20 protein-coding genes are annotated in these 19,761 nt (G+C 40.7%); 16 read left to right on the forward strand and 4 right to left on the reverse strand.

Annotated elements, in window-relative coordinates:
• Positions 1 to 7: 7 nt before the first annotated feature.
• Positions 8 to 520: a COG2426 family protein gene (locus JQM81_RS09540; protein WP_235233282.1), complete on the forward strand. Its 513-nt coding sequence runs from the start codon at positions 8 to 10 to the stop codon at positions 518 to 520.
• A gap of 90 nt (positions 521 to 610) precedes the next feature.
• Here the strand turns inward: JQM81_RS09540 and JQM81_RS09545 are convergent, their stop codons facing one another.
• Complete coding sequence (locus JQM81_RS09545) at positions 611 to 787, reverse strand: hypothetical protein (RefSeq protein ID WP_235233283.1); 177 nt, start codon at positions 785 to 787, stop codon at positions 611 to 613.
• Between the two features lie 246 nt (positions 788 to 1,033).
• Between JQM81_RS09545 and JQM81_RS09550 the strand changes: the two genes are divergently transcribed.
• The 3 genes from JQM81_RS09550 to JQM81_RS09560 are packed head-to-tail and all read left to right on the forward strand — an operon-like array spanning position 1,034 to position 4,075.
• Complete coding sequence (locus JQM81_RS09550) at positions 1,034 to 1,993, forward strand: carbohydrate kinase family protein (protein ID WP_235233284.1); 960 nt, start codon at positions 1,034 to 1,036, stop codon at positions 1,991 to 1,993.
• A 7-nt stretch (positions 1,994 to 2,000) separates the two neighbouring features.
• The gene (locus JQM81_RS09555; protein ID WP_235233285.1) at positions 2,001 to 3,341 is read left to right on the forward strand and encodes a MurT ligase domain-containing protein; all 1,341 of its coding nucleotides are present in this window, start codon (positions 2,001 to 2,003) and stop codon (positions 3,339 to 3,341) included.
• 14 nt (positions 3,342 to 3,355) lie between these two features.
• Entirely contained in the window at positions 3,356 to 4,075 is a 720-nt protein-coding gene (locus JQM81_RS09560; protein ID WP_235233301.1) for a type 1 glutamine amidotransferase, read from the forward strand.
• 20 nt (positions 4,076 to 4,095) lie between these two features.
• Here the strand turns inward: JQM81_RS09560 and JQM81_RS09565 are convergent, their stop codons facing one another.
• Entirely contained in the window at positions 4,096 to 4,449 is a 354-nt protein-coding gene (locus tag JQM81_RS09565) for a helix-turn-helix domain-containing protein (protein ID WP_235233286.1), read from the reverse strand.
• Between the two features lie 145 nt (positions 4,450 to 4,594).
• Between JQM81_RS09565 and JQM81_RS09570 the strand changes: the two genes are divergently transcribed.
• The 6 genes from JQM81_RS09570 to JQM81_RS09595 all read left to right on the forward strand — a co-directional run bounded on the left by JQM81_RS09570 (position 4,595) and on the right by JQM81_RS09595 (position 12,557).
• The gene (locus tag JQM81_RS09570; protein WP_235233287.1) at positions 4,595 to 4,828 is read left to right on the forward strand and encodes a hypothetical protein; all 234 of its coding nucleotides are present in this window, start codon (positions 4,595 to 4,597) and stop codon (positions 4,826 to 4,828) included.
• Positions 4,829 to 4,912: 84 nt separating this feature from the next.
• A complete protein-coding gene (locus JQM81_RS09575; protein ID WP_235233288.1) occupies positions 4,913 to 5,374 on the forward strand; it encodes a hypothetical protein in 462 nt (153 codons plus the stop codon).
• Positions 5,375 to 5,465: 91 nt separating this feature from the next.
• Positions 5,466 to 6,521 (forward strand): flavodoxin-dependent (E)-4-hydroxy-3-methylbut-2-enyl-diphosphate synthase, encoded by a 1,056-nt coding sequence (gene ispG, locus JQM81_RS09580; protein ID WP_235233289.1) that lies wholly within the window; start codon positions 5,466 to 5,468, stop codon positions 6,519 to 6,521.
• Positions 6,514 to 11,031 carry a PolC-type DNA polymerase III gene (locus JQM81_RS09585; RefSeq protein WP_235233290.1) on the forward strand — a complete coding sequence of 1,506 codons (4,518 nt, stop codon included), beginning with the start codon at positions 6,514 to 6,516 and terminating at the stop codon, positions 11,029 to 11,031. Before ispG ends, JQM81_RS09585 begins: the two co-directional genes overlap by 8 nt.
• A gap of 19 nt (positions 11,032 to 11,050) precedes the next feature.
• Entirely contained in the window at positions 11,051 to 11,920 is an 870-nt protein-coding gene (locus tag JQM81_RS09590; RefSeq protein WP_235233291.1) for a DMT family transporter, read from the forward strand.
• Between the two features lie 67 nt (positions 11,921 to 11,987).
• The gene (locus tag JQM81_RS09595) at positions 11,988 to 12,557 is read left to right on the forward strand and encodes a tRNA (mnm(5)s(2)U34)-methyltransferase (RefSeq protein ID WP_235233292.1); all 570 of its coding nucleotides are present in this window, start codon (positions 11,988 to 11,990) and stop codon (positions 12,555 to 12,557) included.
• On the opposite strand, the gene JQM81_RS09600 is transcribed toward JQM81_RS09595, so the two are convergent.
• Positions 12,539 to 13,717 (reverse strand): iron-containing alcohol dehydrogenase, encoded by a 1,179-nt coding sequence (locus JQM81_RS09600; protein WP_235233293.1) that lies wholly within the window; start codon positions 13,715 to 13,717, stop codon positions 12,539 to 12,541. The two genes, JQM81_RS09595 and JQM81_RS09600, sit on opposite strands and share 19 nt — an antisense overlap.
• A gap of 133 nt (positions 13,718 to 13,850) precedes the next feature.
• Between JQM81_RS09600 and JQM81_RS09605 the strand changes: the two genes are divergently transcribed.
• From JQM81_RS09605 to JQM81_RS09630, 6 genes are all read left to right on the forward strand, one after another.
• Positions 13,851 to 14,333, forward strand: coding sequence for a pyridoxamine 5'-phosphate oxidase family protein (locus JQM81_RS09605; RefSeq protein ID WP_235233294.1), 483 nt, complete (start codon positions 13,851 to 13,853; stop codon positions 14,331 to 14,333).
• Positions 14,334 to 14,493: 160 nt separating this feature from the next.
• Positions 14,494 to 16,248, forward strand: a complete 1,755-nt coding sequence (gene iorA / locus JQM81_RS09610) for an indolepyruvate ferredoxin oxidoreductase subunit alpha (protein WP_235233295.1) — start codon at positions 14,494 to 14,496, stop codon at positions 16,246 to 16,248.
• The gene (locus JQM81_RS09615) at positions 16,248 to 16,817 is read left to right on the forward strand and encodes an indolepyruvate oxidoreductase subunit beta (protein ID WP_235233296.1); all 570 of its coding nucleotides are present in this window, start codon (positions 16,248 to 16,250) and stop codon (positions 16,815 to 16,817) included. The genes iorA and JQM81_RS09615 overlap by 1 nt, the downstream gene beginning before the upstream one ends.
• A gap of 29 nt (positions 16,818 to 16,846) precedes the next feature.
• Entirely contained in the window at positions 16,847 to 18,178 is a 1,332-nt protein-coding gene (locus tag JQM81_RS09620; RefSeq protein ID WP_235233297.1) for a phenylacetate--CoA ligase family protein, read from the forward strand.
• A gap of 21 nt (positions 18,179 to 18,199) precedes the next feature.
• A complete protein-coding gene (locus JQM81_RS09625) occupies positions 18,200 to 18,637 on the forward strand; it encodes an ACT domain-containing protein (protein ID WP_235233302.1) in 438 nt (145 codons plus the stop codon).
• Positions 18,638 to 18,660: 23 nt separating this feature from the next.
• Entirely contained in the window at positions 18,661 to 19,428 is a 768-nt protein-coding gene (locus JQM81_RS09630) for an SseB family protein (protein ID WP_235233298.1), read from the forward strand.
• 115 nt (positions 19,429 to 19,543) lie between these two features.
• Here JQM81_RS09630 and JQM81_RS09635 read toward each other — a convergent pair whose 3' ends face one another.
• Positions 19,544 to 19,741 carry a cold shock domain-containing protein gene (locus JQM81_RS09635; protein ID WP_328282612.1) on the reverse strand — a complete coding sequence of 66 codons (198 nt, stop codon included), beginning with the start codon at positions 19,739 to 19,741 and terminating at the stop codon, positions 19,544 to 19,546.
• Positions 19,742 to 19,761: the final 20 nt, after the last annotated feature.

Below are 19,761 nucleotides of genomic sequence, written 5' to 3' on the forward strand. Positions count from 1 at the left end.
GAATTCTATGACAGAAACTTTAGTACAGGGAATTATTGATGCCCTTGGCGGAAGTGTAGGAAAAGAAGCCATTGTATTTATCATATCAATGATACCGATTCTGGAACTTCGTGGAGCACTTCTGGTCGCAGGACCATTACTGGGAGTTCCGGTGGCAAAAGCCATTCCAATATGTATCATTGGGAATATTATTCCGGTACCATTTATCCTGCTTTTGATTACGCCAATCTTTAACTGGATGAAGGGAACAAAAAAATTAAAACCGATGGTAGACAGATTAGAAGCCAAGGCTATGAGCAAAAGTGATAAGATTGAGAAATATGAATTCTGGGGTCTGGTACTCTTTGTGGGAATTCCGCTTCCGGGAACAGGTGCATGGACTGGATCATTGATTGCTGCATTACTTGGTGTAAAGTTTAAAAAAGCATTTCCAGCAGTTATCCTGGGAATCTGTATGGCTACGGTTATTATGTGGTTTATTTCTTATGTACTGTTAGGTGGAGTACATCTGCTGGGGTAGTATGAAAGAGAGTAAAGTTAAAACCCCCCTTTGTTGTGATTGAGTCATAACAAAGGGGGGTTTGTATGAACATTACTGAAAACAAGTTTTCTATCTTGCGCATAGAACAGTAGTGCGGACAACTGCAAAACCTTCATTTTCTTTTCTGTATGCATCTAGTGTTTCCTCAGATTTTACAGCCTCCTTAATAGTATGAATCTGAGCACCAATCACATATGCAAGATATCCAAAAAATAATATGCCTGTTAATATTAATGAACTACTCATGATAAAATCCTCCTTAAAAAAGTTTGTTAAATAATTATCTACCTGAATATTATTTTACCAGTATACCGGTGCTTCGTAAATGGGCAATGTGACAAAAAAATAACAAAATCATCTTGAGATTTGTTCATCATGCATGTTTGCCGGAAATGAAGATAAATTGTTCTTGTTATAGCGGCCTTGTCCTCTTTTAAAATTGATTATTGTATGGTAAAATATTAAGAAATATCAGAATAAGGAGTTATGGTTATGGAAAAATTATATGATGTAACAGCATTGGGTGAGATGTTAATAGATTTTACATTGAACGGACAGAGCGATCAAGGGAATAATCTTTTTGAGGCTTGTCCTGGAGGAGCTCCATGTAATGTACTGGCAATGTTAAATAAATTGGGAAGAAAGACAGCATTTATCGGAAAAGTAGGCGAAGATCAGTTCGGACGTCTGTTAAAGGGAACGATTGATGAACTGGGAATCGAGACGAAAGGACTGGTTCTGGATCAGGAGATTCACACAACACTTGCGTTTGTACATACATTTCCGGATGGAGACAGAGAATTCTCTTTTTATCGTAAACCGGGAGCAGATATGATGTTGACAGAAGATGAGGTGGATTATGATCTGATTCGCCAGTCAAAGGTATTCCATTTTGGAACCTTATCTATGACGGGCGAACCAGTTAGAACTGCAACAAAGAAAGCGTTAGAAGTGGCAAAGGAAGCTGGATGTCTGATTACATTTGATCCAAACTTACGGCCACCTCTTTGGGAGTCTCTGGAGGAAGCAAAAAAGCAGATGGAATATGGATTCCAGTATTGTGATGTTTTGAAGATTTCAGATAATGAGATTCAGTTTATATCCGGCATGGAAGATTATGATGACGGTATTCGCTATTTGCAGGAAAAATACAATATCCCTTTGATATTCCTGACTATGGGCAAGGAAGGAAGCCGTGCATATTACAAGGAGATGAGAGTCGAGCGCAAAGGTTTCCAGGTAAAGGCAATTGAAACGACAGGTGCTGGAGATACTTTCTGTGGATGTTCCATTCATGGTGTGTTGACACATGGATTGGAGAATTTAGATGAAGAGAAACTTGGTGATATTCTGACATATGCCAATGCGGGTGCAGCTTTGATTACAATGAAGAAAGGCGCTATTCGTTCTATGCCAGAACCAGAGAATATTTCAAAATTATTAGAGGAATAATCAGACCATGAGATTACGCAGAATGCTGGCTATATGGGCAGCGAAGATAACGGAGAAGATAAGTGTTCATGTGTTTCACCGTCAGGGAGTGACATGGGCCGGAAAAATTGCATTAAAGATATATCCTACTATATTAAAGGAATTGGCAGGACAGGTAAAAAACGATATCTTTATCGTATGCGGAACGAATGGTAAGACGACAACAAATAATATGCTCTGTGCGGCGATTGAGGCAGAAGGATATAAAGTGATCTGTAATCATACCGGTTCTAATATGCTGAATGGAGTCGTGGCAGCATTTGCTCTGGGAGCTGGGATTGGAGGCAGCCTAAAAGCAGATTATGCGTGTATAGAGGTAGATGAAGCCTCTACCAGAAGGGTGTTTCCGCATTTTAAACCAGATTATATGGTGTTGACCAATCTGTTCCGAGATCAATTAGATCGATATGGTGAGATTGACATAACCATGAATATTTTAAAAGAGGTCATGCAGCAGGCTCCAGATATGAAAGTTATCGTAAATGGAGATGATGCGTTATCCGCATACCTTGCAATGGACAGTGGAAATCCATTCGTTACTTATGGAATCAGTGAAAAGGTCATGGATGACAAGGATTCTCATGAAATCAGAGAGGGGCGTTTCTGTAAGCGATGCGGAGCGCAACTCCATTACAATTTCTATCATTACAGTCAGTTGGGAGATTATGCTTGTACAGGCTGTGATTTTAAGCGACCGGAGATTCAGTTCAATGGTTCGGAGATTGAAGTTGGGGATCATTTGGCATTTACAGTTGAAGGGAGAAGACTTCAGGCGAATTATAAGGGCTTTTATAATGCTTATAATATACTGGCTGCATATTCTGCAGCCAGAACGGCTGGCCTTAAGGTAGAGCATTTTAATGATATGCTGGCCAGATTTAACCCGGAAAACGGACGTATGGAACAGTTCATGATCAAAGATACCCGGATTGTACTGAATCTTGCCAAAAATCCGGCAGGTTTTAACCAGAATATATCTGCCGTTATGCAGGATGAGACCTTGAAGGATATTATCATTGTTATTAATGATAATGCACAGGATGGGACGGATGTATCCTGGCTGTGGGATGTAGATTTTGATCGTTTCAAAGAGGCGAACATTAATTCTATTACAGTCAGTGGGATTCGGTGCCATGACATGGGATTGCGGATGAAATATGTGGATATTTCTTCTATGTTGGAACCTGATGTTGGAAAGGCGATCTGCGAACGTGTAGAGAATGGCTGCGGCAATCTCTATGTGTTGGTGAACTATACAGCGTTGTTCAGCACCAGAAATGTGTTAAAGAAACTGGAAGGAGATAGATAATGGATACGAAGGACATGAAGATTACCATAGGACATCTCTATCCGGATCTTTTGAATCTGTATGGAGATCGCGGAAACATTGCCTGTATGATGCAGCGATGTATATGGCGAGGGATTGAAGCAGAGACTATTGAATTCAATACTGGGGATTTGATTGATTTTTCTAAGCTGGATATTGTACTTCTTGGAGGTGGCTCTGACCGAGAACAGGCCATTGTGTGCCACAATCTGTTGGAGATTCAGAGTCAATTCAAAGAATATGTTGAAGATAATGGCGTTGTGATAGCTGTCTGTGGAGGTTATCAGCTCCTGGGCAAATACTATAAAACAGATGCTGGAATGATAGAAGGTCTGAATCTTGTCGATATCTATACAGAACAGGAAGAAGGACGTCTGATCGATAATATTGTTTTGCAAAGTGATTTGGTCAAGATGCCGGTAGTGGGGTTTGAAAATCATGGAGGAAGAACGTATATTAATGATAATCAACCATTTGGTAAAGTGCTTTATGGAGCAGGAAATGATGGGAAGAGCGGATATGAAGGGGTTGTGTATAAGAATGTAATCGGAACATACCTACATGGTCCTCTGCTTCCAAAAAACCCGCAGATATGTGATTACCTGATTCAGAAGGCATTGGAAAGAAAATATGGAACAGTGGAATTAAGTCCGCTGGATGATAGTCAGGAAAATATGGCTAACGAATATATTTATCATAGATTTGTAAAGGAATAGAAACAAGAAACCAGCGGATATTATAGCTGGTTTTGTTTTTCATCACGCAATTCTAAAAGCTGAATGTAGGTAAAAAGATCCTCTTTTGAGCGTGAAGAAAGATTGTGATATTTTGATAAAAGTTCCTGGTCGTCAATCGAAGATGTGCCTGATTGAGACAAAGAGAGAACGATAGTTTCATCATCATCAAGGAGATAATCAACAGACACATGAAAAAGATTAGCGAATGCGGTCAGCTTTTCATGAGAGGGCTGACGATTTTTTGTTTCATAACCGGCAATTGTTGATCGTGCAACATTTATGCGCTTTGCAACATTATCTTGCGTCATATGATTTTCAAGGCGTAATGTTTTCAACTTTTCGGAAAATGACATGGCTGCAACCTCCTTAATATATTTGGTATATTTTACCAATTGTTGCGAAAAAGAACATAAAAAGTGCCGAATATCAACAAATAGTTGCGCAATGGAACATATGTGCCAGATATGGTTTGTAAGACCGGAAGAAAGGAGAGACACGATGAGACAGGAAAGATTTAAAATGGAAAGAGAAGGACTGGTGGAGGAAGGGCAGGAAGTTGAGATCAGTGAGAGAAGTGCTGTGACAGGACAATATACTTATCTGGTTGAGCCTTCCATTGCAATGTCAGGCATCTATCGTACAGGCAAGAGAATAAAGGCGCGCAAGGGAATCATAAAAAAAATAGAAAAGACAGAGAAAGGGTTTTATCTGTTGGTAGAGGTGGAGGAATAAAGAAAACTCCCCCGTTGACACCAGAGAAAAAAGCACCTATAATTTAAGACGAACACAATAATAAAGACGAGAGGAACTGGATAGATGATAATAGCAAAAAATGACGAAGCAAAAAGAAGTAAGATCTGGAGGATTGTTACGAGTGTTTCATCTGTCCTGATTATAATAATAGCTATTTTTCTTCTGACGAAATTATTTACAACGAATCCATTGGAAGGTGATTGGGCAAGTGATGATGGGAATCTGAATATGTCTATCAAGAGTAATGGTAAGATGTCGGTTACGATTTCGGAAGTTGCAGATGTCAGTGATGTGAAAGTCAATATGAATTATACAATGGACAAAGAGGAAAAGACGATTATAATTACGGCAGATGAGTCAGAACTGAAAGATATGGCAGAAAAGTCAGATGGTCAGTATACAGAAGATGCGTTGGAAAATGCACTGGATTCCATAGTAGATACTTTTGATTACAGTGTAGATCAGGGTCAGTTGACACTGACAGAACGCGAATATGGCGATCAATTGATATTTATACAAGAGTAATACAGACACACACCCCTCTATCGAAGCAAGGTGATTGATAGAGGGGTTTTATCATTAAGTGGCAAGATTTATAAGGAGAGGTGAAAAGTATATGTGGAGAGATCAGACAAAGAAGATACAGATTGGGAATGTATGTATTGGAGGCGGCTGTCCAGTCGCTATTCAGTCGATGACGAATACGAAGACGGAAGATGTAGAGTCAACAGTAAAGCAGATTCAAGCGCTTGAGAAAGCTGGATGTGAGATTATCCGATGTGCTGTTCCGACGATGGAAGCAGCTGAGGCACTTGCCAAGATAAAAGAACAGATTCAGATTCCGTTGGTGGCGGATATTCATTTTGATTACCGACTTGCTATTGCAGCAATTGAAAATGGTGCAGACAAGATTCGTATTAACCCGGGGAATATCGGTGATGAAAGCCGTGTAAAGGCAGTTGTAGATAAGGCAAAGGAATATGGTATACCTATCAGGGTTGGCGTAAACAGTGGTTCGCTGGAAAAAAATCTGGTGGAAAAATACGGGGGTGTTACTGCCCAGGGACTGGTGGAAAGTGCCATGGATAAAGTGCACCTGATTGAAAAAATGGGATATGATAACCTGGTAGTAAGTATCAAATCATCGGATGTCATGATGTGTGTCAAAGCGCATGAATTGATTGTAAGCGAATGCCCATATCCATTACATGTAGGAATTACAGAGTCAGGAACGCTGCTTGCCGGTAATATCAAATCATCGATTGGTTTGGGACTTATCCTGAATCAAGGAATCGGGGATACTATCCGTGTATCTTTGACAGGGGATCCAGTAGAGGAAATCAAGTCAGCAAAATTAATTCTTAAGACACTCGGTCTTCGAAAAGGTGGGATTGAAGTAGTTTCCTGTCCGACTTGCGGAAGAACGAAGATTGATTTGATTGGACTGGCTAACCAGGTTGAACAGATGGTAGCGGATATTCCTCTTGATATTAAAGTGGCAGTTATGGGTTGTGTTGTGAATGGCCCTGGAGAAGCGAAAGAAGCAGATATAGGTATTGCCGGCGGTATAGGGGAAGGATTGTTGATCAAAAAAGGGGAAGTTGTCAAGAAAGTAAAAGAAGATCAATTATTAGAGACATTAAGACAGGAGTTGTTACACTGGAATGAATAAACCGTTCTTTGAAGTATTTCCAACCTTAAAAGTGAATCAGGAAATCCAGATGTTGTTTGAAGGTGTGGAAGTCAGTAAAGTGTCTACGAATACAAGCCGAGACTTCATTAAAATATATCTGTACAGCCAGCATCTGATTCAGAAAAAATGCATTTATGAAGTGGAAAAAAGAATAAAAGAGCAGTTATTTGGACGCAGTCATATTCAGGTGGAGGTCAAAGAGCAGTACGAACTTTCGGAACAGTATACCCCGGAGAATCTGATGAATGAGTATTTTGACAGTTTTCTGTTGGAATTGAATGAGAGAAGTGTGGTTGAGCGAAGCATGCTCCAGGGAGCTGAGTATGAATTTGAGGAAGGAAATATTCTTTGCCTGAAGTTAAAAGATACGATTGTGGCAAAAGGAAAGAAAGAATCTCTTTCAAATTATCTGATAGATGTGTTCCGGGAACGGTTTCAACGTCCGATTGAAGTGAGAGTTCTGTATGAAAAACCGAAGGAGAGCCAGTTAAAATACAACAATGCCAAGATTCAGCAGGAAATTGAAGCAATCATGGAGCAGGCAGAGGCGGCTCGCGAAGAAAAAGAACTGAAGAAAAAGGAGAAAGAGTCTTCTGATAAAAATCAGGCAGAGGTGGTGTCAAAAGCTTCTGGAAATGAGAAGAATCTGAAGAAAAAATCAAATTTTGATAATGGGAAAAGAGACAGATTCTCTTATAATAAGCGCAATTCAGATGATCCGAATCTGATATACGGAAGGGACTTTGATGATGAGACAATCGAGCTTAAGCAGGTAGTTTCAGAGATGGGAGAGATTACGATTCGAGGAAAGGTTATTAGTTTCGATACACGTGAACTTCGAAATGAAAAGACTATTATCATGTTCGCCATTACTGATTTTACAGACACAATCATGGTAAAGATGTTCGTAAGAAATGAACAGCTTCCTGATGTGCTGGCAGAGATAAAGCCAGGAGCTTTTTTGAAAGTAAAAGGAATTACCAATATCGATAAGTTTGATGGAGAGCTGACGATTGCGTCTATCGTTGGAATCCGTAAGATCAGTGATTTCACAGAATCCAGAAAAGACACAGCGCCGGAGAAAAGAGTAGAATTGCACTGTCATACGAAGATGAGCGATATGGATGGTGTAACTGAAGTTAAGAATCTTCTGAAGCGTGCCCACGACTGGGGGCACAAAGCTCTTGCAATTACAGATCATGGAGTGGTGCAGGCATTCCCGGATGCCAATCATTATATAGAATCATTAGATAAAGATGATCCATTTAAAGTCATCTATGGAGTAGAAGGATATCTGGTAGATGATCTGACCGATGTGGCGGTGAATGAAAAAGGGCAGTCTCTGGATGATGCTTATGTAGTATTTGACCTGGAGACTACTGGATTTAGCCCAATCAAAGATAAGATCATTGAAATTGGTGCGGTGAAAGTTGAACAGGGAAAGATTACAGACAGATTCAGTACATTTGTGAATCCGAAGATTCCCATTCCTTATCAGATTACACAGCTGACCAGTATTACAGACCAGATGGTTATCGATGCGCCGGACATTGAGACCGTTCTCCCGCAGTTCCTTGAGTTTATCGGGGATGCTGCTCTGGTTGCTCATAATGCATCTTTTGATGTTAGTTTTATTGAACAGAATTGTCGATATCAGGATATGATACCGGACTTTACTTCCGTAGATACAGTAGCGATGGCAAGAATCTTGTTGCCGACTTTGTCAAAATACAAATTAAATGTGGTGGCAAATGCGCTTCATATTTCTTTGGAAAATCATCATCGTGCAGTGGATGATGCACAAGCGACAGCAGAGATATTCGTGAAATTTGTAGAGATGTTGAAAGAGCGAGGGATATATAACCTTACAAAACTCAATCAATTTGGCTCGCATAATGCAGATGCCGTGCGAAAATTGCCGTCATATCATGTGATTATCCTTGTGCGTAATGAAGTGGGAAGAGTGAATCTATACCAGTTGATTTCTAAGTCTCATCTGGAATATTTTGGGCGGCAGCCAAGAATACCGAAAAGTGAACTTTCAAAATATCGAGAAGGCTTAATTGTTGGAAGTGCCTGTGAAGCAGGAGAGTTGTATCAGGCGATTTTAAATGATAAGTCCGAAGAGAAAATTGCCAGAATCGTGAATTTTTATGATTATCTGGAGATACAGCCTCTTGGCAATAATCACTTTATGATTGCCAGTGACAGAATAACAAAAGTACAGAATGAAGAGGATTTAAAGGAAATAAACAGGCAGATCATACAGTTGGGCGAACGGTTTAATAAGCCGGTGGTCGGGACTTGTGATGTGCATTTTATGGACCCGGAGGATGAGGTGTACCGGCGGATCATTATGGCCGGAAAAGGATTTACGGACGCGGATGAACAGGCACCGCTTTATCTTCGTACGACAGAGGAGATGCTAGAGGAATTCGAATATCTGGGTTCGGCCAAAGCAAAAGAGATTGTAATCGATAATCCGAATAAGATTGCAGATATGATTGAGAGGATTACACCTGTACGCCCGGATAAATGTCCTCCAGTCATCCCGGATTCTGATAAGATGTTAAGAGAAATCTGTTATAATAAGGCGCATTCCATGTACGGAGAAGAACTGCCTCCAGTTGTAACGGAGCGGTTGGAAAGAGAGTTAAATTCCATTATATCTAATGGATTTGCCGTTATGTATATTATTGCACAGAAACTGGTATGGAAGTCGAACGAAGATGGATATCTGGTGGGTTCACGTGGATCGGTAGGTTCATCGTTTGTAGCTACAATGGCAGGTATTACGGAAGTAAACCCATTGAGTCCACATTATTATTGTCCAAAATGCCATTACAGTGATTTTGATTCTGAAGAGGTGAGAGCATTTGCAGGAGGCTGCGGATGGGATATGCCGGATAAGAACTGTCCGGTTTGTGGAGAGAAACTGGTAAAAGATGGATTCGATATTCCGTTTGAGACATTCCTTGGATTTAAGGGGAACAAGGAACCGGATATCGACTTGAACTTTTCTGGTGACTATCAGAGTAATGCCCACAAATATACAGAGGTCATCTTTGGTGCGGGACAGACGTTTCGAGCCGGGACCGTTGGAACGTTGGCAGATAAGACGGCATTTGGATATGTAAAGAATTATTTTGAAGAACGTGGACAGGGAAAACGAAAATGTGAGATTGACCGTATTGTGCAGGGATGTACCGGAATACGAAGAAGTACCGGGCAGCATCCAGGCGGTATCATAGTTCTTCCGTTGGGGGAAGAAATCAATTCATTCACGCCGGTACAGCATCCGGCCAATGATATGACGACAGACATTATTACTACACATTTTGATTACCATTCCATTGACCACAACCTGCTGAAGCTGGATATTCTCGGTCATGATGATCCTACGATGATTAAGACGCTGGAAGAATATATTAATTCTCCGGCGATGGATAATGAATACAATGAGACGGATCATCGTTTTGTTGCCACAGAGATACCGTTGGATGATAAAGGCGTGATTTCGCTGTTTCATGATACATCGGCATTAGGAATCAAGCCGGAAGATATCGGAGGATGTCCGGTGGGATGTCTCGGAATACCGGAGTTTGGAACAGATTTTGTAATTCAGATGGTTGTTGATACAAAGCCGCAGACATTGTCAGATCTGATTCGGATATCAGGACTGTCTCATGGAACCGATGTGTGGCTGAATAACGCCCAGGAACTGATCAAAAGTGGAAAAGCAACGATTTCTACAGCTATATGTACTCGTGATGATATTATGACATATCTGATCAATAAAGGAATGGACAGTGAAGAATCGTTTACGATTATGGAACGTGTCCGTAAGGGAACAGTAGCGAAGGGAAAGTGTAAAGAATGGCCTGAATTTAAGAAGGACATGGCAGAACACAACATACCGGACTGGTATGTCTGGTCATGTGAACAGATCAAATATATGTTCCCGAAAGCACATGCAGCAGCCTATGTTATGATGGCGTATCGAATTGCATATTGCAAGATTAATTATCCACTGGCTTATTATGGAGCATATTTTGGAATTCGTGCAGATGCATTTTCTTATGAAATTATGTGTCAGGGAAAAGAAAAGCTGCAGTATTATATTGACGATTATAACCGGCGCTCCAACTCTCTAAGTAAAAAAGAGCAGGATACCATGAAAGATATGCGGATTGTTCAGGAAATGTATGCGAGAGGTTATGAATTTGAACCGATTGATATTTATAAGGCAAAAGCTACAAAATTCCTGATTATTGACGGAAAACTGATGCCCCCGTTCAGTAGTATTGATGGAATGGGAGAGAAGGCTGCGGAAGCAGTGGAAGAGGCTTCCAAAGATGGGCCATATCTGTCTAGAGATGATTTCCGACAGAGGACCAAGGCAAGTAAAACGGTGATTGATTATATGGCAGAGCTTGGAATCCTAAGTGGGTTGCCAGAGTCAAATCAGCTGTCATTGTTTGATTTATAAAAATTAGGAGGACTAGGTCATGAGCATAAAAAAGCAGTATAAAGGAATTTTGTACATCGTGTGTTCAGCGTTCTGCTTTGCGCTTATGAATATGTTTGTACATATGGCAGGTGATCTGCCATCTATACAGAAAAGCTTTTTTCGAAATTTTGTGGCGGCAATTTTTGCCGGAATTATTTTGGCAAAAGAAGGAATTCCGTTTCGGTGTAAGAAGGAGAATCTAAAATATATGTTTCTTCGATCTATTTTCGGTACATTGGGAATTCTGTGTAATTTTTATGCAGTGGATCATCTGGTATTGGCAGATGCCTCTATGTTGAATAAAATGTCGCCATTTTTTGCGGTATTATTTAGTTTCTTAATTCTAAAAGAAAAAGTAAAGGTTTTGCAGGCGTTGATAGTAGTTGGAGCATTTGTCGGCAGTCTGTTTGTTGTAAAGCCGACGGTGACGAATATGGATCTGTTTCCATCCTTAATAGGGCTTCTGGGAGGAATTGGAGCAGGAATTGCTTATACAATGGTGAGAAAACTGGGAGAGGCAGGAGAAAAGGGACCATTTATCGTGTTCTTTTTCTCGACATTTTCCTGCCTGACAACATTACCATGGCTTTTGTTCGATTATCATCCCATGACGGCAGAGCAGATTGTGATATTGCTTTTGGCAGGCCTTTCGGCAGCAGGTGGACAATTCTCTATCACAGCAGCTTATTGCTACGCCCCGGCAAAGGAAATCTCAGTATATGATTATTCACAGATTATCTTTTCCGCAGTATTGGGATTTGTTGTATTTGGACAGTTTCCGGATATGCTGAGCTGGTTGGGATATGGAATCATATGTACTATGGCGATACTTATGTTTTTGTATAATAAAAACCGTAGTAGTGATTAATCCCTTTATGATGGATTTCAAGAACCAATCAATGAAGGAAAGACGATAATAGTTCAGGAGGAATAGAATGAACCCATCTCAGATTACGGATTGGTGCCATGAGATTATTCGCTCTCAGGTGCCGGAAGAAGGTTTCTATATTGATGCGACCATGGGAAAAGGAAAGGATACCCTATTGTTATGTCAGATGGCAGGGCATAATGGGAAAGTACTCGCGTTTGATGTCCAGGGACAAGCCCTGGAACAAACGCGAAAGCTGTTGGAAGAAAACCATGTAGCGGATCGTGCCAGCCTGATCTTAGACGGACATGAACATATGGATCAATATGCTGAAGAAGAGTCTGCAGATGCGATCTGCTTTAACTTTGGTTATCTGCCTGGCGGAGATCATAATATTGCAACTTCTGCTGATACCAGTATCGAAGCGATTCAAAAAGGGCTGAAAATCTTAAAACATGGCGGTCTGATGAGTCTGTGCATCTATAGCGGTGGTGATACCGGGTTCGAAGAAAAAGAAAGGATACTGGAATTCCTGAAAAAGATTCCTGCCAGAGAATACACAGTAATCGTAAATGAATATTATAATCGCGAAAACCATCCGCCCATACCAGTATTCATCTACAGAGCCATACGGTAGATCTTGGCGATATCTTCTCGGTTCAGCACTTTCACTTTTCCGATGGTGCGTGTGTTTTGGAAGCTGCATTTGTCTGCCAGTTCCTGAATCTGTTCTTCGGTTGGTTCAATGCCAAGTTCCCGAAGGGAGGTTGGCATGTCTACACTGCGGTAGTAGTCTTCCATGGCTTCGATGCCGGCAAGAGCAGTTTTTTCCAGATTATCATCGTGTGGAACCATCAATACATTTTCTGCCAGTTTAGCAAATCTGTCTGCCCGGTCTTTGTAGACATAGCGAGCCCAGCTTCCCCATACAGCAGCCAGTCCGGCACCGTGAGTGACATCGAACATTCCACCAAGTTCATGCTCTAACTGATGGGATGCCCAATCTCCACCATCGGTTCCGCAGCCGGTTAGTCCATTATGAGAAAGGCTTCCTGCCCACATAACTTCGGCACGGGCCTCGTAATTTGTCGGATCTTGCTTTAAGATTCTAGAGTTTTTCATGACGGTACGGATCAGTGCTTCGCTGATTCCATCCGTCATTTCCATATTCGTGCTGTGATTCAGATAGCGTTCCATAGTATGCATCATAATATCTACACATCCACTTTGCGTCTGATAATCGGGAAGTGTATAGGTCAGTTCCGGATTCAAGATTGCAAATTTGCAGCGGCAGTAGTTACTGCTGTATCCGCGTTTGATCCATCCATCTTCGTTCGTAATAACAGAAGAATCACTCATTTCACTGCCGGCAGCAGAGATCGTAAGAATGGTGCCAATTGGAAGACAGGCAGAAGCGGTACGTTTCTTTGCGTAAAAATCCCAGACATCGCCTTCATTGGTAAGACCATATCCGATTGCTTTGGAAGAATCAATGACGCTTCCACCTCCAACGGCAAGAATAAAATCTACACCTTCTCTTTGGCATAATTCGATTCCTTCGCGTACTTTTGACAATCTTGGATTGGGAACAACTCCGCCTAATGTAGTATATGCGATACCTTCGGCTCCTAAAGAGGTATATACGCGGTCTAAAAGTCCGGAACGAATGACACTTCCGCCTCCATAATGTACCAGAACCTTTTTACAATTCTGTTCTTTGATCAGTTTTCCCACTTCGTTTTCGGTCCCTTTTCCGAAAACGACTCTGGTAGGTGCATAATAGTTAAAATTTTGCATATATATGATCCTCCTTATTTATGGCTTGATTTGCTTAAAATATTAAGGTATTTTAAACGTTTTTTCAATTCTTATTTTCAGGTCATATTGATGAATGGTATAATAAGGCAGAATGATTTGGAGGAGGAATAATATGAGAAGAAAAGATCGTGAAGTGACAAATTCCGTAGAAATACAGAAAATATTAGACACATGTAAGGTGTGCAGACTGGGATTGGCTGGAGAAGACGAGGTCTATATTGTGCCAATGAATCATGGGTATACATTTGAAAATGGTAAATTGGTTTTGTATTTTCACGGAGCAAGAGAAGGCCGGAAAATAGAGATGATACAAAAGAATCCACAAGTTGGGTTTGAAATGGATTGTAATCATGAGTTGGAAGAAGGAAAACTGGCCTGTCAGTATAGTTATATTTATGCCAGCGTGATTGGAAGTGGTAAAGCAGAAATAATTGATGATCCTGATCAGAAGCTTTGTGCGCTTTCGGTTATTATGAAACATCAGACTGGAAAAGAGTTTGAAGAATTTCAGACAAATCCAAGGCTTGAGAAAGCAGTTGCAATTATTCGGGTTGAAGTAAATGAATATACATGCAAAAAGCATATGAGAGATTAAAGAGAGAAATCATATATATTTTGGTAAATTAATGCTTTAAACAGCAAAAGTATTATGATATACTATTAAAAGACGAGTCGAAAATTCCTCGAATTTGTGAAAAATTACCTATATATGACTATAAAAGGAACAGAAAGATATGAAAGGGTGGATTTCTAGAATGTCAGAAACGAAAAAAGTAATTATGCTTGGCAATGAAGCAATTGCCAGAGGAGCGTATGAGGCGGGTGTAAAGGTCTCTGCGGCATATCCTGGCACACCAAGTACAGAGATAAGTGAATGTCTTGTTCAGTATAAGGATGATTTGTATTGTGAATGGTCTCCGAATGAAAAGGTTGCAACAGAGGTTGCAATTGGAGCATCTGTGGCAGGAGTACGTGCGATGTCCTGTATGAAACACGTTGGATTTAATGTGGCAGCAGATCCGGCTTATACAGTCTCTTATATGGGCGTTAATGGAGGTCTGATGATCGTAGTTGCAGATGATCCTGGATTATATAGTTCTCAGAACGAACAGGATACAAGAATGGTTGCACGTGCGGCACAGCTGCCGGTAATAGAGCCTTCTGACAGTGCAGAGGCAAAAGACTTTGTGAAGATTGCATTTGAATTAAGTGAGAAATATGATCGCCCGTTTGTATATCGTACAACGACAAGGCTTGCTCATTCTCAGGGAATCGTAGAGTTACATGAGCGTGAACAGGTTGAAGATAAACCTTATGTGAAGGACATCAAAAAAACAGTCATGATGCCAGGCAATGCAAAATTGCGTCATGTTGAGATTGAAAAGCGGAATTTGGAATTGGCAGAAGCTGCCAATACACTTCCAATTAACAGGGTGGAGATGAACGATACCAGGATTGGTGTGATCACCAGTGGAATTCCGTATCAGTATGTAAAGGAAGCTTTACCGGAAGCTTCTGTGCTGAAGCTGGGAATGGTCAATCCGCTTCCGAGAAAATTAATTGAAGACTTTGCATCAAAAGTCGAAAAACTTTATATTGTAGAAGAATTGGATCCTGTGATTGAAGAACAAGTGAAGTCCTGGGGAATCCAGGCTGTCGGGAAAGAGATATTCACGGTACAAGGTGAATATAGTGCGAATATGATTCGTACGGCGATTCTTGGAGAAAAATTAGATATTGCTGCACCGGCACCGGCACCGGGAAGACCGCCGATCTTATGTCCGGGATGTCCGCATAGAAGTGTTTATTATGTGTTAAATAAATTAAAATTACATGCTGCAGGAGATATTGGATGTTATACATTGGGAGCTGTTGCACCTCTGAGTGTTGTTGATACTACAATATGCATGGGAGCAAGTATTTCAAGTCTTCATGGTATGGAGAAGGCAAAGGGAAAAGAATATATTAAAAACTGGGTTGCTGTCATAGGAGATTCCACGTTCTTACATACAGGAGTTAACTCTTTGATGAACATGATGTATAACCATGCAACAGGAACCGTCTTGATATTGGATAACTCTACAACCGGTATGACCGGACATCAGGATCATGCGGCAACAGGAAAGACCTTGCAGGGAGATCCTACTTATGCAATCAATATTCCAGAACTTTGTCGGGCTATTGGAGTAAAGAATGTAGTTGAAGTAAATGCATTTGATATTGATACACTGGAAAAAGTGGTAAAAGAAGAAGTTGCAAAAGATGAAGTGTCTGTAATCATTACCAAAACTCCTTGTGTACTTCTCAGTAAAGCAAAGAAGCCATTATATATTGCACATGAGGATAAATGTAAAAAGTGCGGTATGTGTATGAGACCAGGTTGTCCGGCGATGACGAAGAACCCGGATGGAACGATACATATTGATGATACGATGTGTACAGGATGTGGACTTTGCAAGAGCCTGTGTAAGTTTGATGCGATTGAATTAGTAAAGGAAGGTGACCGGTAATGGCAACGAAGAATATTATGATCGTCGGAGTCGGCGGGCAAGGAACCCTGTTGACCAGCAGAATTTTAGGAGGACTTGCCATCGAAGGTGGATATGATGTAAAGCTTTCCGAAGTACATGGAATGGCTCAGAGAGGCGGAAGTGTCGTAACATTTGTCCGTTATGGTGAAAATGTAGCAGAACCTATCGTAGAAGAGGGACAGGCTGATGTCATCATAGCGTTTGAACGTTTGGAAGCATTACGATATGCACATTTCCTTAAGAAAGATGGAGCTTTGATCGTGAATGACTGGAGAATTGATCCGATGCCTGTTGTAATAGGCGCGGCGCAATACCCGGAAAATATCATCGAGATGTTGCGTAAGGATCATAAAGTTTATACTGTAAACGCAACAGAAGAATCTAAAAAACTGGGGAATCCAAGAGTATTTAACCTTATTGTGTTAGGGATTGCGGCTCAACATATGGATTTTACAAAAGAACAGTGGTATCGTGTGATTGAAAAAACAGTACCGCCGAAGACGATTGATATAAATAAACAGGCATTTGATGTGGGATATCAATTATAAAATAAGAAAGAGGAGAGGAGAAAAAGAAAATGGCTAGAGTAGCGTTGGAAGACTGGAAGGAGCAGATCCGTGATCCAAAGATTGAATGTATGAGCAGAGACGAAATGCGGGCTCTGCAAAGTGAGCGGTTGGTAAAGCAGGTAAAGAATGTATATGATAATGTGGCATTCTATCGGAAGAAAATGGATGAGATGGGGATTGAGCCTGGAGATATCAAAGGAATTGAAGATATTAATAAGCTCCCATTTACGACCAAGGAAGATCTGAGAGATAACTATCCGTTTGGGCTACTTGCAGTTCCACAGGAGAAGATTGCCAGAGTGCAGGGAACATCTGGAACAACTGGTAAACTTACCTTGGCATCTTACACACAGAATGATGTAGATGTATGGGGAGAATGTGTGGCAAGAGCACTTACTATGGCAGGCCTTACAGCTGCAGACCGTCTTCATATCTGTTATGGATATGGACTGTTTACCGGTGGTATGGGACTGGATCTTGGTGCCCGTGCACTGGGCTGTATGTCAATTCCAATGTCATCTGGTAATACAAAACGTCAGCTGATGTGTATGGAAGACTTTGGTGCAACTGCATTCGCATGTACGCCTTCTTATGCATTATATCTGGCAGAAGCAGCTCAGGAGGCGGGAATCGTTGACCGTTTGCAGTTGAAGGCAGGTATTAATGGTGCAGAACCATGGACAGACGAGATGCGCTTGAAGATTGAAAGTGGTCTGAATGTTAATAGTTTCGATATCTATGGACTGTGTGAGATTACTGGACCAGGTGTCGCTATGGACTGTATCCATCATAAAGGACTCCATGTATACGAAGATTACTTCTATCCAGAAGTTTTGAATCCGGCAGATCAGACAGCATGTGCAGATGGAGAGACTGGAGAACTGGTATTTACGACTCTTGCGAAGGAAGGTATGCCACTTCTCAGATATAGGACCAAGGATCTGACCAGCATCGATCACAGTCCTTGCGAATGTGGAAGAACACTCCCAAGAATTCAGAAATTTACCGGACGTACCGATGATATGAAAGTTATCCGTGGTGTCAACGTATTCCCAACTCAGGTTGAGGCAGCACTTCTTTCTATCGGCGGCGGCGTAGCACCTCATTATATGATGATCGTGGATAGAGAGAATAATCTGGATGTACTTACTGTTATGGTAGAAGTGGATGAAAAATACTTCTCAGATGAGATCCGCAAACTGGATGAACTGAAGAATAAAGTGGCAGCAGTTCTGAAACAGGCACTTGGAATTGCAGTAAGAGTTAAACTTGTAGAGCCTAAGACTATCCAGAGAAGTGAAGGCAAGGCAAAACGTGTAATTGATAACAGAGAACTGTAAAAGGAGGAGTATAGAATGGGTATGAGTAATACAATTCAGCAGTTGTCAGTATTTTTGGAAAACAGAGAAGGACGTCTGGATGAAGTGTTAAAAGTCCTGGCAGATAATGATGTCAATATTGTTGCACTAAGTCTGGCTGATACATCCGATTATGGAATGCTTCGTATGATCGTGTCAGATCCGAATAAGGGACGTGCAGCTTTGAAAGAAGAAGGAATTACAGCGATGTTAACGGATGTAGTTGCTCTTCGTGTTCCACATGCAACAGGATCTCTTAGCAAAGCAATGCATCAGATCGTAGATGGAGAAGTCAATGTTGAATACATGTATGCATTTGCAAATGGAAGTGATGCTGCAGCGGTAGTAAAGAGTGATGATCCGGCAAGAGTTATTGATATTTTGAAGGGCAGTGGATTTGATGTATACAGTGCGGATGAAGCATATACCGCAAACCAATAAAAGAATCCAAAGGAAAAACTAGAATGAGCATAGACAGAAAAAAAATAGCATTATCCATGCTCCGGAATTCACAAGTTATATACGTCATCATGTCTCAATGTACACATCTGCCTTATGTGGCGTGTGACACTGAGACATATGATGACGAGATTTTCGTTTATTTTACCGAAAAAGAAGCGAAAGAAAAGGCTGGTCAACTGATAAAAGAAAAGAATCCGGTGCAGATTTTAAAAGTTGAGAATAAGAGCTTCTTGGTATTTTATACAAGTCTCTATTCAATGGGAGTGAATTGTCTGGTAGTGGGTGATGGTACCTCTCAACGAACCGCAGTACAATTAGATGAATTTATTCATAGACATTCGGTTGAGAAACTGCCAAAGGGGCAGGTTCGTGTGGAAAATCCTGAATTTCATCTGACAGCAATTTATTTTGTACAGGAACTGCGCAAGCAACAGAATTCCGAACAGAATGCAGAAATGACAAAAGAATTGAAAGAACTCAATGATGAGATGCTTGTGCATTTCAGGGAGGGACGATTTATTCTTGCAACACAAGAAGACAAAGGGATTCCAATCTTAAAACAGAAGGATGGCCAAGTATATCAGCCGCTATTTACGGATATACAGGAATTTCAAAAATTTAACCGAGAAAATAAGTTCAAGGCATTAGTGATTGATTCTGATAAAATCGTAAATGTCCTTTCAAAAGAGAGTGTTGGCGTTGTAGTCAATCCTTTCGGTGTGAATGTTCGATTTCAAATAGCGAGGAAAGATATGAAAAAGACCAGATAACTTTAGTTATCTGGTCTTTTTCATAATCTTCATTGCATGTATAGCTTTTAGATATCTAAATTAAAGTGCGAATTTGCATATATAAAAGGTACATTCAATATGTGATTAATTCAAATTAAAGCTTCGTTACATTAACAGCCTGAGGACCTTTTGCGCCTTCGGTTATGTCGTATTCCACAGCTTGTCCTTCTTCAAGGGTCTTAAAACCTTCCATGTTTAAGCCGGAATAGTGAACAAAAACATCGTTGCCAGATTCATCAGAGATAAATCCATAACCCTTTTGGTTATTAAACCATTTCACTGTACCTTTCATCATTGCACCTCCATTTAATC

Origin of the sequence: Faecalicatena contorta (assembly GCF_021531895.1) — a bacterium.
In the GTDB taxonomy this organism is placed as follows: Bacteria; Bacillota; Clostridia; order Lachnospirales; family Lachnospiraceae; genus JAFBIX01.